The sequence below is a fragment of the Halomonas sp. R57-5 genome, from assembly GCF_900070345.1.
GTDB classification, from domain to species: Bacteria; Pseudomonadota; Gammaproteobacteria; order Pseudomonadales; family Halomonadaceae; genus Vreelandella; species Vreelandella ventosae_B.
Map to the genome: position 1 here is coordinate 4515150 of NZ_LN813019.1, position 14963 is coordinate 4530112.

Consider the following 14963-nt stretch of genomic DNA (forward strand, 5'->3'; position numbering starts at 1 on the left):
CCAAGCTAAGCGACAGCGCCGGTGACTGCAACCACCGAGCCGTTTTTTTCACGCTACGCATTTCATACTAGCAGGATGATCCATGCACGGACTGTTAAGACGCCTGTTCGCACCTCGGTGGCAACACCCTGACCCCGAGGTGCGCCGTCAGGCCCTCCAACGACTGAATCCAGAGCAAGCCGAACAGCGCCAGGCGCTGCAATCGCTCACTCAAGATAGCGATAGCCAGATTCGCCTTGCCGCGCTGCTGGCCCTGGATGACTGTGAGGGACTGGTCAATGCTTACCCCCAGCATCAGCAGGAAGAAGCCTGGTTCAATGCCGTTTGCCAACGGCTCAGCGGACGAGAAGGCCATACCGACCTGCACCAGCGCCAATCACTGGTCGAACAGATCGAAGAGTCGCGGGTGCTGAGTGCGGTAGCCTTGCAGGGCGACAACCTTAATCTGCGCCTAGTCGCACTGAGCAAGCTAAGCGATGAGAATGACCTTATTCGTCAAGCCTGCCATAACGGTGTGGCCGCTGTTCGCCATCAGGCCGCCGAACGCATTGAGGACGAAGAGGGGCTTAAGCGGTTAGTAAAAGAGGCGCGCCGCGACCGTCAGGTGGTTCGCTTGGCGCGGGAACGCCTAAACCGCTTGCGTAGCGATGCCCAGTGGCTGGAGGCGGAAGCGCAGCAGCGCGAAACACTTCTGAAACAGCTGGAGCAGCACGCCCGTGCGCCCTGGGAACCACTTTACGGCGGCCGTTTTCGGCATCTTGAACGCCAGTGGGAGCAGCTGACGCAGCCACCCAGCGAGGAGCAGGAGCAGCGCTTTCACCAAGCCCTGCTCAATTGCCGCAAAACGCTACACGACCATGAAACCCAAGAGCAGGCTCGTCAGCAGAGCGACGAGCGCCGCGAGGAAGCCGAAAATACCCGCGAACAGCTGCTTGAAGGGATCGAAGAGACCTTCGATGGCCTGCGCCACGCCTCAGCCATGACCGTGCAGGATATCGACAGCCTGCGCGCCCAGCGCCAACTGCTCGGCCAACGCTGGCAGGCGCTTTCCGATATGCATCCGCCCAGCGAGACCCTGCGCCAGCGCTACACGCAGGCGATACAGCACTACGACCAGTGCTTAGAGGCATGGCAGCGCTGGTGTGCGGTAAGCGCCTCCATCGAAACCGCACTGGCCAGTGGTGACCACGCTACCCTGGCCACACTGATTAGCGAATGCCAATGGCCGGAAGCCTTAACGCCCCCAGCACTGCTCGGCCGCGCCCAAGCGGCTCTCAAGACTGACAACACTGCTCCCGCGCAGCCTACAGAAGACAGCACCACACTGGAGGCCCATGGTGCGGAACTCGACACCTTTGAGCACTTGCTAGAACGCGGCGCCTTTAAAAGCGCCAGCCGCCTGCATCAGCGGCTAAAACCACGCATCGAAGCATTGGAAAGCCCCGCTGCTCAACCGCTCAAAACGCGCTTAAAGCATTTAGCCGCCCGGTTGGCAGAACTACGCGACTGGCGGGGGTTCGTCGCCGGACCCAAGCGCGAGCAGCTATGTGCCAGCATCGAAACTCTGGCTAACGACCCCCATATGGCGGAAGAAGCGCTTGACCGCCACCATCGCCAACTGGTCAAAGAGTGGAAATCACTGGGCGATGCGGCGGCCAACCGCGAACAGTCCGCGCGTTTTCGCAGCGCTTCGGATCGCATCCACGAGCGCCTCGCCCCCTGGCGGGATCAGCTTAGCCAAGAGCGTGAGACCAACCTGCAAGCCCGCGAGGCGCTGTGCGATCAGCTTGAAAGCCTACTGGCCCAGCCCGCTGAAGACGCCGACCCTGATGTGCTGCGGCAAATTCGCGACAAAGCGCGCCACCAATGGCGGCACTATAGCCCCGTGCCACGCGAGCGCTCTGAAACCGTTGGACGTCGTTTCGGCACTATTCGCCACCGTTTGCAGACCTTAATTGATCAACGCGCTGAGACGATCGCCTCACAAAAACGCGAACTGATTAGCCAAGTGAGCGCGCTGCGCGGCGACGACAGCCAACCGTTAGCCCAGCGTATTCACCAGACCAAACAGCTACAGCAGCAGTGGCGAACGCTAGGCCGTGCCCCCAAAGGCGAAGAGCAAACGCTGTGGAAAACTTTTCGCCATGAGTGCGACCAACTCTTTGCCCAGCGCGATGCGCATAAAAATGAGCAGGCAGCGCGCCAGCAACAGCAGTTGGATGAGATGCAGACCCTGATCGACGAAATGGATAGCTGGCAGCCTATTGAGGCCAGCGAGGCGGCCGCACTGGATCGCTTTATCGAACAGGCCAACCAGCTTGAGCCGCTGCCACGCAATCGGCGCAGCGAAGGCATGCAGCGAAGAATGAGCGGGATTGTGCGAGCGCGTCGCGAACGCTTAAATCGCCTGGCGGTTGCCGATACGGTTCAGCAGTGGCACGCACTCATGCCATTAGTAAACGCTCACTTAGCTGCCGACCAGCGCTACCTCAGTGAGGGAACCCCCATCGATGTGGATGCCCAAACGGTGCTTAGCGCCTCGCTTCCCCCCGCCTTTAATGAGGCACATGACGCACGTAATCAACAGCGCCATAACGTGGCAGCACCGCTATCAGACGCAGATCACGCCCGCATAGCCGACTCTCTCGCCAGGCTAAGAGTGCACCTGTCGATGCTGGCCGTGGGTAGCGTGCGTCAAAGCGACGAACCGCTGCGTCTGGCAATTCAGGTAGAGCGCTTGAATGAAGGCTTCAACCAAGCGCGCAGCCGTGATCAAGACGTTGCCGACATCCTGGTTGCGCTATTGGCGCTAGGGCCAATGCCCGCCACGCTATGGGCCGCTGAAGTGGAAGAGCTGGATAACCTGCTAAGCCGACTGGCGCGGGTTCCGTTGCCGTAGCGTTAGCAAGAAAACGGGAGGCTTAATAGCCTCCCGTTTGCGTTCTCCTCTTGAGCTAACCACTAGCCCATAAACTGGCCACCGTTGATATCAATGTTCGCACCGGTGATAAATCCTGACTCCTTATCGGCTAAGAAGGTGACCAGTCGGCCAATCTCCTCTGGCGTGCCATAACGCTTCACTGGAATTGTTTCCCGGATTGCTTCGCGCACTTTTTCTGGAATATTCATAATCATATCGGTGGCGATATAGCCAGGCGATACGGTATTAACGGTAATCCCTTTGGTCGCGGTTTCCTGCGCCAGCGACATGGTTAGGCCATGCATACCGGCTTTCGCCGCCGCGTAATTGACCTGACCAAACTGGCCTTTACGACCATTGATGGAGGAAATATTGATAATCCGACCATAGCCATTTTCAAGCATCATCTCAATGACGCTACGGCAGGTGTTAAACACGCTGTTGAGGTTGGTGTCGAGCACTTCGTACCACTGCTCATAGGTCATTTTCTTCATGGTGCCATCACGGGTAATCCCCGCACAGTTCACCAGCACACTAATGGGGCCATACTTGTCATGGATTTCGCGGGCACCTTCCAGGCAGGCATTGTGGTCAGCAAGATCGACACCCGACAATTCGATATTGTTATAGCCGTCGGCATGCTGCGTTTCTAGCCAGGATTTAGCCTTATCGGGGTTGCGATAACCCGCCACGACTAAATATCCCGCATCTGCCAACGAACGACAAATTGCCGTACCGATACCACCAGTTCCACCAGTTACCCAGGCGACGGGGGCTTGATTGGCCATTGACTACCTCCCTGATATGACAAATGGCTTGGGTCTAAAAGCACCTACATTGCGCCGCAAGCCATTGTGAATAAGCGCGACTGCGCTTGTATTACCCTAGTGCATTAATTGCGTGAACAATGCACCAACGTAAGCTTTTTGTTATGGCTACTTAAAGCATAGCTGCACTTGCCCCATGTTGCCCCAGGTCATAATCAACGGCTATAAGCCAAACGTGTTAATCACCCCATTGACTTCATCTAAAACTTCTGTAGAATACGCCACACGTTGATGCGGGGTGGAGCAGTCTGGTAGCTCGTCGGGCTCATAACCCGAAGGTCATCGGTTCAAATCCGGTCCCCGCTACCAAATATAGAAAAAGCCGTTACCGAAAGGTAGCGGCTTTTTTGTGTCTGAACGCTCGTCACTTAACTCTGTCCCCTCCTGCTCACGCCAGCGATCCCAGCTCGGCGCAGTTCCCACCATCTCAAACAGATGATCCAGAAATACACTCACCTTGCGGGTGTGCAGACGACGCTGAGCATAGAGCACGTGGATATCGCGCCTGCCCGGCATAACTTCGCACTCCCACGCTTCGAGTATCGGCACCAGTGCGCCGGATGCCAATTCGTCAGCGATCAGCCAGGTGGGGAACATCACTAGCCCCTGCCCCATTAGTGCTGCTCGTACCAGGCTCTCGGCATCGTTACTGTAGAGGCTGCCGTCGACTTTATAAGTGCAGGCTTGTGACTGGTCGGCAGTATTGAAATACCAGCGCTGGCGGCCCATTTCGCCCTGGTAGAGTAGGCAGTCATGCTGGCTCAGATCATCCGGGCGGGTGGGCGTACCACAACGTTGCAAATAGGCGGGCGCCGCGGCCACCACATAGTTCATTGGCGCTAGGCGGCGCGCCACCAAGGTGGAATCCGCCAATGCTCCGACGCGAAAGGTGATATCGATGCCCTCACGCACCGGGTCGGTCAATTGATCGGTGAGCATCAGCTCGGCTTTGATCGCCGGGTAGCGGCGCTGAAAATGGTGCAGAATCGGCACGATCTGCCGCTGGCCGAAGGCCACTGGAGCGTTAAGGCGCAGCACACCGCTGGGCTCGGTATTGGGTGCCATCAGCGCTTCAGTCGCCAGGTCGAGCCGCTCAAGAATCTCGCGAACCTCCTGATAATAGCGCCAGCCCGCTTCGGTCAGCGTCACGGCACGGGTGTGGCGATAGAAAAGCTGCTGTCCTAGCGCCTCTTCTAACGCGGCGATCTGACGCGAGACCGACGACACGGCGCGATGAAAATGACGTGCGGTGGCGGTAAAGCTTCCTGTCGCGGCCACGCGCTCAAAAATACGTAGCGCATTGAGATCCATCGACTTGCTCCTGATGCAATAAAGATTTGCGATTTTTCCAATTGTAGCAATGATCATCAAAGACCAAACTGCTTTTCATCGGGCACGAGCACAACGTTTTTTGCCCGTTCCGAATCTCTTGTTTGCATAAGGAATTAACGATGCGCAAAGGCACAGCACTTGTAGTAGGCGCTACCGGCATCACCGGCGGCAATCTGGCCAGCTATCTCGCCGCTAGCGGTTGGACCGTTTACGGTTTATCACGTCGCCCCTCTCAACAAGAGGGTGTCATTCCCGTCACCGCCGATCTGCTTGATCGCGAAGCGACGGCTAAGGCGCTCGCGGGCTTACCCATTACGAACGTTTTCTACTGCACCTGGGTACGCCGTGACAACGAGAAGGCCAATGTTGAGGCTAACGGCGCGATGATGCACAACCTGCTCGACGCTTTGCAGGGTGCAAGCGTGGTGCATGTCTCGTTGGTCACCGGCACCAAGCAGTACCTGGGCGCCTTCGAGAACTACGGTAGTGGCAAGACCGAGACGCCGTTTCGTGAATCAGCACCCCGCGTACCGGGTGAGAACTTCTACTACACCCTCGAAGACATCATGTTCGCAGCGGCGGAGCGCGACGGCTTTAGCTGGAACGTGCACCGTCCGCMCACCGTGATCGGCTATGCCCGTGGTAATGCCATGAACATGGGCGTAACGCTGGCGGTTTATGCCTCTATCTGCAAGGCAACGGGCAAGCCGTTCATCTTCCCAGGCTCGCAGACCCAGTGGAACGCTTTAACCGACCTAACCGATTCGCTGGTGCTGGCGCGGCAGATGGAGTGGGCGGCAGCATCGCCCGGCGCGCATAACGAAGCCTTTAACACCGTCAATGGCGATATTTTCCGCTGGCGTCGGCTGTGGAATGAAATGGGTGAGTTTTTCGGCCTTGAGGTGCCAGACTGCCCGGAAACGCCGCAGCCGCTTGAAACGCAAATGGCCGACATTGCGCCAACCTGGGCTGAGATTGCCGAGCAACACGACCTGATTGAACCTGACGTTTCCAAGTTGGCCTCTTGGTGGCACACCGATGCCGACCTGGGGCGCGAACTTGAGTGCGTCAACGACGTGACCAAATCACGCGATTTCGGCTTTGACCACTTCCGCGAAACCCGCGCGGCGTTTTTCGACTTGTTCACCCGCCTCCGCGCTGAACGCATCATTCCTTAAGCAATACCAGCAACAAGGCCAGAAAAATAGTGCTACCAGGGCGCGTATCATCGCGCCCTGGGTTTTATTTCCCTTCCTTTCCTTGAATCCTCCTGGGCATGCCTGCATATCATGGGGAACTATTGTTCATTTTTTGATATCGAGCCTACCCATGCAGATTATTGATCCCCGCTCAGGTAAACCGCTAACTGCGGATACAGGAAATGCCGACGCCCCCGCGCCTGACGCTAACCAGGCAGCGGTGCGCCCTGAAGACGTTATTATCGAGCTTAATGCAGGCAATATTCAGCAGGTGCTGGAAGCCTCTATGCAGGTACCGGTACTGATGGGCTGCTACTCGCCATCCAACGCTGGCAGTAGCACCCTCCTCGCGGTGCTGGACAAACTGGTGGTTGAGTACGCGGGTGCCTTTCTGCTCGGTAAACTCGATATTGAAGCGAACCCGGAAATAGCTGGCCAGCTGGGCGTACGCTCGGTGCCCGATGTGAAGCTGATTAGCCAAGGCGGCTTAGTCGATGGTTTTCAGGGCGCTCTGCCGGAGAAAGACGTCCGCGAGTGGCTGAACCGCTACTTCCCCGCACCCGGCGAAGCACCCCCCACCCCTGAAGAGCAGGCGGAAGAAGCGCTTAAAGCCGGAGACACTGCCGCTGCCGGCGAGATTTATCAAACCCTAATGGGCCAGTACCCAGAGCACTATGCCTACCAAGTAGCCTTCGCACGGGTATTGGTGGCCGAAGGGCGCGGCAGTGAGGCCCGTGAAGTACTCGACAACCTGCCCCCGGAAGAGCGCGACGCGGCACCTGCGCGTGGCGTACGCGCCAGCATTGAGTTTAGCGAGCAGGCACTCTCAGCCGAAGAGATTGCCGCCCTCGGGGATCGCACCGATAGCGAAGCGCAGTATCAGCGCGCCCTGCGTCAAGTGGCCGACGGTCATTACGATGCAGGACTGGAAGCACTGCTGGCGCTGATGAAGCAGGATCGCGCCTATAACGACGACGCGGCGCGTAAAACGCTGCTGCAGGTGTTCGATGCCCTCGGCGCCGACCACCCGCTTACCGTTGCTTACCGCCGCAAACTCTTTGCGATGCTGTACTAGGGTCTTCCGAAGGCTTTCAATCCCGCTTCAGCAGGGAATCCATACGAGACAGCGCCGCTTCCAGCTGGGAAGCGGTGGTACCAAAGTTAAGCCGCACAAAGCCGGGGCAACCAAAGGCAGCCCCGTCCGAAAGCGCTACTCCCGCCTCTTTCAGCAGCGTCTTATGCGGCGCGTCGCCTAGCCCTGCCTCGCGCATATCCAGCCATGCTAGATAGGTCGACTCCGGCGCACTCCAACTAACACCCGGCCAACTCGCTAACCGCGCCTGCAGCGTTGTGCGATGCTCTCGCAACACGCTTAACAGCGCCTGACGCCAAGGCTCGCCATGGCGATAAGCCGCCTCTGCGGCGACCAAGCCAAGCACATTGCCATCGGGCAGTAGCCCTTTGGTTGCTGCCGCAAAACGCTCACGCAGTGCAGGATCGGGAATCACCGCACAGGCACTGGTCAGCCCGGCTAGGTTGAACGTTTTCGACGGCGCCCAGAGGGTAATAGTGCGCTTCGCCAGTGCAGGAAATGCCGCGGCTAACGGGCGGTGCTGGGCGCCTTCGTCTAACAGCAGATCGCAGTGCAGCTCATCGGAGACCACCCAAAGATCGTGGCGCTCGACCAGCTCAGCCAATGCAGCAAGCTCCTCATGGCGCCATACACGGCCCGTCGGGTTGTGGGGCTGACACCACAGCAGTAAGCGGGTACGCGGCGTAATCGCTGCTTCCAGGGCGGCAATATCGAGCTGCCATGGCGCATTAGCCGTCGAAGGCGCAGCCATCATCGCCTGTTGGGGCAGCCGCCCGGTGCGCTTTGCCACGTCTAAAAATGGCGGGTAGATCGGTGCCACCGTTAATACGCCGTCGCCCGGCTCGGTTAGCGCTAATGCGGCGATGTGCAAGGCCGGCACGACGCCCGGTAGCCACTGCTGCCACGCCGACTGAATCGGCCAATCATAGTGGTGGGCACTCCACTCACACAGGGTTTCTGTTAACGTAGCAGGCACTTCGCCATAGCCGTATACACCATGAGCCACCCTAGCCTGCAGCGCATCGATCACCGCTGGCGGGGAGCGAAAATCCATATCGGCGACCCAAAGGGGTAACACATCGTCGCCGTAACGGTGCCACTTTTGCGATACCCAGCCACCTTCTGGGTGGCGTCGCTCTACAGGCGTGGCAAAATCATAGGCCATGAAAAATCTCACTCATTGAATAGGGGTTGTGCCAAGCATGCCGCAAGATGACTTTTATACCAAGATGCGCGCAGGGCTATCTGCGCTGCTGCGGCAATGGCGCTCGCTAGGTCAAGCGGATACAGACCAGCTAGCGCTTATTTTGGCTGAAACAGCACGGGTAGCGAAATTAGGCACGCCCGATGCCACGCCCAGTGGCGCGATTCTTGAACAGTGGAGTCACGATGAGCTTGGCGAGATGCCGCTATGGGCACCCCGTACCGCGGTGTTTTTGCTTAATCAAATGCCCGCTCGCCCGACCCCCTATAGCGATGCCGAGGCCTGCGCCTGGGCCTACTGCTGGCTACGTAATCGCTCCTTTGATTCACTGCAAGACGCTCATGACGCGCTCCCAGGGCACTTAAAAGTCCCCCTGGAAGAAGCGCTTGAAGCCGCCTGGCGCGACCAGCAAGGGCTGCGTTTAGTGTAACGGGTACTTGACCAAGCGCTTGCTTGGGTTAATTCTGAAGAGCTTCGTTATGCCAATAGCTGCTTCTTTCATACCCCTGTTCATAACTACAAGGACATGCCATGTTTACCCGTACCATTGAGCCCGCGTTTTACGATACCGATGCGTTAGGGCACATTAACAACACACGCTTGCCTGCTTGGTTTGAGCTTGCCCGCAATGACCTGTTCAAACTCTTTACCCCTGACTTAAACCCCAAGCAGTGGCGCTTGATTATGGCGCGTATGGAAGTCGACTACCGGGCTGAACTGTTTTACGGTCACGATATCGAAATACGTACTTACTTAACGCGATTAGGCAATAGCTCGTTTACGGTGACCCAAGAGGCGCGGCAGCATGGCAAGCTCACTAACCTGGGGCATACCGTTATGGTGCAGTATGACCACCAGGCCAAGTGCGCCATGCCTATTGAGGGTGACCTGCGCGAGGCGCTAACGTCGCACCTCCAAGACGCGCCTGAGCCCGCCTGATTGACGCTGCCCCGCACTACCGGGGCAACCAGGAGCCTTATAATGGCAATCCGCTACAACCTCTGGATAGACCCTGACAACGTCGCCCAGCACCGTGCCGTAGAGGCCGATCTGGAAAACTATTTTGTTGAACGCTTTGCCGACTATCCGCATATCCGCTTGTTTGGTGCCGACCCCTACGATTATGATGCCCCCTTCAACCGCCTTTATGACGTGCTAATGGCACGAGCCGCCGAATACTGTGAGCGGACGTGGTGCTATGTCGCGTCCCCTGAACAGCTCAATCGCTGCTTTTTCCGTGCCGTTGGCCGCTCGACTAAATTTGTTCAAGACGACCGTTCGTGAGAGACCAACCCGATGGTGATACGCACCAACCAAGCGCCTGACGAACGTCAGCTCGCCATTATTGCCCAGCAGCTTGGCCGCGCGCCGCGTGGTATCGAAGCGGTAGCCGCCACCGACGGTGAAGGCACACCGCTAGTACTGCGTATGGCGCCGATTGTCGACGGCAAACCCTTCCCCACCCTGTATTGGCTCTGTTCCGATGTGCTGAAAGTTGAGATTTCCCGCATCGAAGCCGTTGGGGTTATTAAAGCGCTCGAACAACGCCTGCAGGAAGAGCCTGAATTTCTTGAGGCTTACCAACAGAGCCATCGCGACTATGTGACCGCCCGCTGGGACGCTATGAGCGATGCTCAGCGTGAAGAAGTTGCTAAATTGGGTTATACCGACGTGATGACCAAACGCGGGATTGGCGGCATTAGCAACTGGCACCAGATACGCTGCCTGCATACCCAGTACGCCCACCACCTTTGCGGTGACAATGCGATTGGACAGTGGATGGATGAACACTATCAGGTAGACCGCTGTTTACCCTAAGCCCCTTTTACCCTAAGCCTCGTAGTAATCTCGTTTTCTTTTTGGCTACGTTTTAGTTACGTTCATTTTTAACGACAGGAAATAAACGAATGGCTCGAATTTGCGTTTATCTTGGTTCCCGTGAAGGTAACAGCCCGGCGTTCCGTCAGGCGACTAATAAACTGGGACGCACGCTCGCTGAACGCGGTCACAAGCTGGTTTATGGCGGGGCGCGGGTTGGTCTGATGGGTGAGCTGGCTAACGCAGCACTTGAGGCCGGTGGTGAAGTCATTGGTGTTATGCCCGACCACCTGGTGGAGCGCGAACAGGCGCACTTTGGCTTAAGCGAGCTGATTCGGGTGCGCAATATGCACGAACGCAAAGCCACCATGGCGGCCAACGCCGACGCTTTTATTGCGCTGCCCGGCGGGATCGGCACCTTGGAAGAGCTGTTTGAAATATGGACGTGGGGCTATCTAGGCCTGCATGAAAAACCCATGGGGTTGCTGAACATCGACGAATTCTACTCGCCGCTACTGACTTTTTTAGACAGCACGGTCAGCCATGGCTTTTTGGCGTCTCCCACCCGCGAAATGCTACTCGACGCACCGTCACCAAATGAGTTGCTTGATGCGCTAGAAGCTCTGTTGTAGCGCTTTGGGAAGCGTCACTAGCGTCCCGGGTGCTCGGTGAGCTTGCGGGTATGCTGATAGGTAAGCTGCAGCAAGCGGGCATCTTCACCTGCCCGATGGCGGTGAATCCCCTGTTCGGCGATCAGCGCTTCTTTGGTATCGCTCCAAACTGCCTGCTGATCTTCGCTAAGCAAAATCCTTAACGCCTCAAGGCGAAAACGCGGCAGCATGCCTGCGTGATGAAAGAGCAGCGACAGCCAGGTGTTGTCGTAACCCCAACTATCGCTGTACGCCTTACCCAGCTCGCGTAGCTCATCGTTCAGCCAGTGGGCGACCTGGCGTACCGGGTAGCCCTCCTGAATGAGGCGATCACGGGAGATACCATGCAGCAGTTCGGCCTTGGGATCCCAGTGCGTCCACTCTTCCAGCGGTTGAATGAGAAAAGCACAGCAGCTTCCGTCGGCACGTGCGATGCCGACTTCAATCGGGTAGCTGCCACGCCCAAATCCGGACGCTTCAATATCTAGTACTGTGGGTAGCGTCTCGGACACAACCTTCCTCMCTCAATCAAAACGCGGTAACGCTTCATGCGGCGGCCACGTTATTTAGTGTCTGCTGTTCCGCCTGTCGCTGCCAGTAAGCCGCTCGTTCGCCGTCCACCGCCAAGCCTAACTCACCCAGGCGATAAGCACGGGCAAGTCGCTCCGCCGCTAGATAGTGCCCCGACTGAGCGGCACGGGCGTACCACGTGACCGCGTAGTCTTCGCGGCGCGGGTATTGAGCACAGCCGTGCTCGTGGATTTGTGCCACCTGGTACTGTGACTTTACATCCCCGGCATGCGCCGCTTCCAGAACGTACCGCGCMCCGCGCGCTTTGTCCTGGGGCGTCTGACTGCGATGAAACAACATATGGCCATAAACAGAGMGCGCGTCAGGGTGACCCGCCTCTGCACAGCGCTTGAATAAGCGCATCGTTAAACGCTGGGTGCGCGGCGAACGCGGCAACAACCAGTGATTATGGAACAGCCGTTCAGCTAGGCGAAATTCTAGCCGAGTAAATAACGTTGATGCCTGCAGCATGGCAAACCACCCTGCCTGTCTGTTGGAACCTTGGGCCAGCAGTCATGAAATAGCTGCCAACCACACGAGAAACCGGCCTTTAGCCGGTCGATGGGCTGGCAAGCATACGCCTGCCTTTGCGACGACTCAACCCCATTAATTTGCTGCTTTCCCAGAGCCTCGCTAACATGCCCTTCACAGGCCGTAAACCATCCTGGTTATGGCAGCTTATCTTGTGGCAATTTCGCCTTAGCAAGGAGAGAAAAATGCAAACGCGCCCACTTGGCAGAACCGGCATGGAGGTAAGTCGACTCTGCTTAGGCACGATGACGTTTGGCGAGCAAAATAGCGAAGCCGAAGCCCACGAACAGCTCGACCGGGCAGTGGCTTTTGGCATCAACTTTATTGATACCGCAGAAATGTACCCCGTCCCGCCCATGGCCGAGACCCAGGGCCTGACGGAACGCTATATCGGCAGTTGGCTTAAGCAGCGCGGCGCCCGAGACGATCTCATCATAGCCACCAAAGCCGCAGGCCCAGGGCTTGACCATATACGGGGTGGGCCGCGCTTAACCCGTGAACATATTCATCAGGMCATTGACACCAGTCTAGAGCGTTTGAATACCGATTACGTTGACCTTTACCAACTGCACTGGCCAGACCGGCAAACCAACTTCTTTGGCAAGCTGGGCTACGTGCATAGCGAAGACGAAGACGCGACGCCGCTAGAAGAGACGCTTGATGCGCTGAAAGAGCTGGTTGATGCCGGCAAGGTGCGGGCTATAGGGCTCTCTAATGACACCCCCTGGGGTGTGATGCGCTCATTGCAGCTTGCCGATAAGCTGGATTTACCGCGCGTGGCGTCTATTCAAAATCCTTATAACCTGCTTAACCGCTCTTTTGAAGTCGGCTTGGCGGAAATTGCCCACCGTGAAGATGTCGGCCTACTTGCCTATTCACCGCTAGGGTTTGGGGTACTCTCTGGTAAATATCTGAATGGCGCGCAGCCACCCAAAGGTCGTTTGACGCTGTATGAGCGCTTCAAGCGTTACACCTCGCCCGAAGCCGAGGCGGCCACCCAGGCTTACGTTGCGCTTGCTGAAAAGCACGAGCTAGACCCTGCACAAATGGCGCTGGCGTTTGTTAATTCACGCAGCTTTTTAACCAGCAATATCATTGGTGCCACCACAATGGAGCAGCTGGAAAGCAATCTTGCCAGCGAGAGCCTCAAACTGGATAACGAAGTGCTAGAGGCAATCGAAGATATTCACCGCCGCATGCCGAATCCCTGCCCTTAAGCGGCTGCTGAGCTCCGCCTATAGGCAGTAAGCGGCTCTGCCAGAACTATCGAAGCTATAGCCTCGGCCTTGGCCGAGGCTTGGTATACTACGTTCACTTATGATGGCCCTAGGAGCATGCGATGCTGAGCGTTATCTCTCCCGCTAAAACGCTAGATTTTGAAACCCCACCGACCACAGAGCAGGTGACACAACCTGACTTTCTAAAACACAGCCAAGCGCTGATCACTATTTTGCGCGACTACTCGCCCCAGCAAATCAGTGAACTTATGGGCATCAGCGATAAACTGGCGGGGCTGAATGCAGCGCGCTTTGAGGAGTGGCGCCCCCCTTTCACGCTGAGCAATGCCAAACCTGCTGCGCAGGCGTTTCAGGGCGACGTTTATACCGGCCTGCAAGCGGAAAGCTTCAGCGAAACAGAGAACCGTTACGCGCAATCCCACCTGCGCATACTCTCTGGCTTATATGGCCTGCTACGGCCTCTGGATTTGATTCAGCCCTATCGGCTAGAGATGGGCACCAAGCTGTCCAACAGTGCCGGTAAGGATTTGTATGCCTACTGGAAGCCTATACTAACGCCTGCGCTCAATGAGGCCATTGCTGAAAGCGGCTCTGACGTGCTGGTGAACCTCGCTTCTAATGAGTACTTCAAAGCGGTAGATATCCAGCAACTCAATGCCAGAGTCATTACGCCGGTGTTTAAGGATGAGAAAAACGGCACCTTTAAAATCATCAGCTTCTACGCCAAAAAGGCCCGCGGGCTGATGAGCGCCTGGTTGATTCAGCAACAGGTCAACGACCCAGAGCAACTCAAGGCATTCGATGTAGCAGGCTATCGTTTCGATGCCTCGGCATCCGAGGGGGATACCTTCGTTTTCGCTCGCAAGGAGAGTGATCGCTAGAGCGAGGCGAACAGCTAGAAGAAACGTACGGGGCGAGCCGAACGTGGCTTTAAAAACCGCTGATGTGCCTCTTTAAATAGCGCAGTGTCACAGCGGTGTAGCCACTCATAAGCCACCATGTCTGCCGTCACCGCCACAGCACCGCTTGCGCAAGCGCGCTCACGGGCAAACGCAGCCTCTTGCGGGCGGCGGCTGGCAGATGCGTCACACAGCCAATACAGCTCATAGCCTGCCGCTAATAGCCCCAGACCCGTTTGCAGTACGCAGATATGCGCTTCTGTTCCACACAGTACGATCTGCGTTTTTCCCGTTGCGTTTAGCGCTTCACCAAACGCAGCTTCCGCCATGGCGCCAAAATGCTGTTTTTGCCAGAGCTGATAGTCATTCAGGCAAGCAAGTAGTGGCATTGAGGTGCCGCCCAGCTTTTCTGGAGACTGCTCAGTTAGCCATACAGGTACCTCAAGCAAGCACGCCATTTCGCCTAGCCAAGCCGCCTCGTTAACGGCTTCTTGACCACCATCGATCACAGGCAGTAACCCCGCTTGGAAATCGACCATTAACAGCAAACTTTTATCGCGTTGTAGTAGCACGCTGCCACCTCATTTTTTATCGTTATATAGGCTAACCATAATAGACGCGATACAAACAATAAAGCAGCCGCTTTTAGCGACTGCTTCGGTTAACTCATCAAGCAAATGCT

16 protein-coding genes and 1 tRNA gene are annotated in these 14963 nt (G+C 56.9%); 11 read left to right on the plus strand and 6 right to left on the minus strand.

What is annotated here, in order from left to right; all coding sequences use genetic code 11:
* Positions 1-82: 82 nt before the first annotated feature.
* Positions 83-2899, plus strand: coding sequence for a DUF349 domain-containing protein (locus HALO_RS20555; RefSeq protein ID WP_035576494.1), 2817 nt, complete (start codon positions 83-85; stop codon positions 2897-2899).
* Positions 2900-2961: 62 nt separating this feature from the next.
* Here HALO_RS20555 and phbB read toward each other — a convergent pair whose 3' ends face one another.
* The gene (gene phbB, locus HALO_RS20560; RefSeq protein WP_035576493.1) at positions 2962-3708 is read right to left on the minus strand and encodes an acetoacetyl-CoA reductase; all 747 of its coding nucleotides are present in this window, start codon (positions 3706-3708) and stop codon (positions 2962-2964) included.
* 271 nt (positions 3709-3979) lie between these two features.
* Here phbB and HALO_RS20565 point away from each other — a divergent pair.
* Positions 3980-4056, plus strand: a tRNA-Met gene (locus HALO_RS20565).
* On the opposite strand, the gene HALO_RS20570 is transcribed toward HALO_RS20565, so the two are convergent.
* On the minus strand, positions 4051-5058 hold the full coding sequence (locus HALO_RS20570) for a LysR family transcriptional regulator (RefSeq protein ID WP_050714220.1): 1008 nt from the start codon (positions 5056-5058) through the stop codon (positions 4051-4053). The two genes, HALO_RS20565 and HALO_RS20570, sit on opposite strands and share 6 nt — an antisense overlap.
* A gap of 140 nt (positions 5059-5198) precedes the next feature.
* Between HALO_RS20570 and HALO_RS20575 the strand changes: the two genes are divergently transcribed.
* Together HALO_RS20575 and HALO_RS20580 are read left to right on the plus strand one after the other, a co-directional pair.
* Entirely contained in the window at positions 5199-6257 is a 1059-nt protein-coding gene (locus HALO_RS20575) for an SDR family oxidoreductase (protein ID WP_050713960.1), read from the plus strand.
* A 151-nt stretch (positions 6258-6408) separates the two neighbouring features.
* Positions 6409-7353, plus strand: coding sequence for a co-chaperone YbbN (locus tag HALO_RS20580; protein ID WP_035576457.1), 945 nt, complete (start codon positions 6409-6411; stop codon positions 7351-7353).
* A 16-nt stretch (positions 7354-7369) separates the two neighbouring features.
* Here HALO_RS20580 and HALO_RS20585 read toward each other — a convergent pair whose 3' ends face one another.
* Positions 7370-8536, minus strand: coding sequence for a MalY/PatB family protein (locus HALO_RS20585; RefSeq protein ID WP_035576456.1), 1167 nt, complete (start codon positions 8534-8536; stop codon positions 7370-7372).
* A 37-nt stretch (positions 8537-8573) separates the two neighbouring features.
* On the opposite strand from HALO_RS20585, the gene HALO_RS20590 reads away from it, so the two are divergent.
* The 5 genes from HALO_RS20590 (at position 8574) to HALO_RS20610 (ending at position 11025) form a co-directional block, all read left to right on the plus strand.
* Positions 8574-9005: a hypothetical protein gene (locus HALO_RS20590; RefSeq protein WP_035576455.1), complete on the plus strand. Its 432-nt coding sequence runs from the start codon at positions 8574-8576 to the stop codon at positions 9003-9005.
* 101 nt (positions 9006-9106) lie between these two features.
* Positions 9107-9514: an acyl-CoA thioesterase gene (locus HALO_RS20595; RefSeq protein WP_035576454.1), complete on the plus strand. Its 408-nt coding sequence runs from the start codon at positions 9107-9109 to the stop codon at positions 9512-9514.
* 42 nt (positions 9515-9556) lie between these two features.
* A complete protein-coding gene (locus tag HALO_RS20600) occupies positions 9557-9859 on the plus strand; it encodes a hypothetical protein (RefSeq protein ID WP_035576453.1) in 303 nt (100 codons plus the stop codon).
* A 12-nt stretch (positions 9860-9871) separates the two neighbouring features.
* Positions 9872-10393 carry a DUF501 domain-containing protein gene (locus tag HALO_RS20605; RefSeq protein ID WP_035576452.1) on the plus strand — a complete coding sequence of 174 codons (522 nt, stop codon included), beginning with the start codon at positions 9872-9874 and terminating at the stop codon, positions 10391-10393.
* 89 nt (positions 10394-10482) lie between these two features.
* Complete coding sequence (locus HALO_RS20610; protein WP_035576451.1) at positions 10483-11025, plus strand: TIGR00730 family Rossman fold protein; 543 nt, start codon at positions 10483-10485, stop codon at positions 11023-11025.
* A 17-nt stretch (positions 11026-11042) separates the two neighbouring features.
* Here the strand turns inward: HALO_RS20610 and HALO_RS20615 are convergent, their stop codons facing one another.
* Both HALO_RS20615 and HALO_RS20620 read right to left on the minus strand, forming a co-directional pair.
* Positions 11043-11555: a hypothetical protein gene (locus HALO_RS20615; RefSeq protein WP_035576450.1), complete on the minus strand. Its 513-nt coding sequence runs from the start codon at positions 11553-11555 to the stop codon at positions 11043-11045.
* A 34-nt stretch (positions 11556-11589) separates the two neighbouring features.
* Positions 11590-12084 carry a tetratricopeptide repeat protein gene (locus HALO_RS20620; RefSeq protein ID WP_050713961.1) on the minus strand — a complete coding sequence of 165 codons (495 nt, stop codon included), beginning with the start codon at positions 12082-12084 and terminating at the stop codon, positions 11590-11592.
* A gap of 245 nt (positions 12085-12329) precedes the next feature.
* Between HALO_RS20620 and HALO_RS20625 the strand changes: the two genes are divergently transcribed.
* On the plus strand, positions 12330-13361 hold the full coding sequence (locus HALO_RS20625) for an NADP(H)-dependent aldo-keto reductase (RefSeq protein WP_050713962.1): 1032 nt from the start codon (positions 12330-12332) through the stop codon (positions 13359-13361).
* A gap of 122 nt (positions 13362-13483) precedes the next feature.
* The gene (yaaA, locus tag HALO_RS20630; protein ID WP_035576447.1) at positions 13484-14263 is read left to right on the plus strand and encodes a peroxide stress protein YaaA; all 780 of its coding nucleotides are present in this window, start codon (positions 13484-13486) and stop codon (positions 14261-14263) included.
* A gap of 14 nt (positions 14264-14277) precedes the next feature.
* Here yaaA and HALO_RS20635 read toward each other — a convergent pair whose 3' ends face one another.
* Entirely contained in the window at positions 14278-14853 is a 576-nt protein-coding gene (locus HALO_RS20635) for an isochorismatase family protein (protein WP_035576446.1), read from the minus strand.
* Positions 14854-14963: the final 110 nt, after the last annotated feature.

Coding starts and splice junctions, on each gene's coding strand:
- yaaA (WP_035576447.1), top strand. CDS start 13,484: ATGCTGAGCGTTATCTCTCCCGCTAAAACGCTAGATTTTGAAACCCCA.
- HALO_RS20555 (WP_035576494.1), top strand. CDS start 83: ATGCACGGACTGTTAAGACGCCTGTTCGCACCTCGGTGGCAACACCCT.
- HALO_RS20600 (WP_035576453.1), top strand. CDS start 9,557: ATGGCAATCCGCTACAACCTCTGGATAGACCCTGACAACGTCGCCCAG.
- phbB (WP_035576493.1), bottom strand. CDS start 3,708: ATGGCCAATCAAGCCCCCGTCGCCTGGGTAACTGGTGGAACTGGTGGT.
- HALO_RS20585 (WP_035576456.1), bottom strand. CDS start 8,536: ATGGCCTATGATTTTGCCACGCCTGTAGAGCGACGCCACCCAGAAGGT.
- HALO_RS20610 (WP_035576451.1), top strand. CDS start 10,483: ATGGCTCGAATTTGCGTTTATCTTGGTTCCCGTGAAGGTAACAGCCCG.
- HALO_RS20605 (WP_035576452.1), top strand. CDS start 9,872: ATGGTGATACGCACCAACCAAGCGCCTGACGAACGTCAGCTCGCCATT.
- HALO_RS20595 (WP_035576454.1), top strand. CDS start 9,107: ATGTTTACCCGTACCATTGAGCCCGCGTTTTACGATACCGATGCGTTA.
- HALO_RS20590 (WP_035576455.1), top strand. CDS start 8,574: ATGCCGCAAGATGACTTTTATACCAAGATGCGCGCAGGGCTATCTGCG.
- HALO_RS20570 (WP_050714220.1), bottom strand. CDS start 5,058: ATGGATCTCAATGCGCTACGTATTTTTGAGCGCGTGGCCGCGACAGGA.
- HALO_RS20580 (WP_035576457.1), top strand. CDS start 6,409: ATGCAGATTATTGATCCCCGCTCAGGTAAACCGCTAACTGCGGATACA.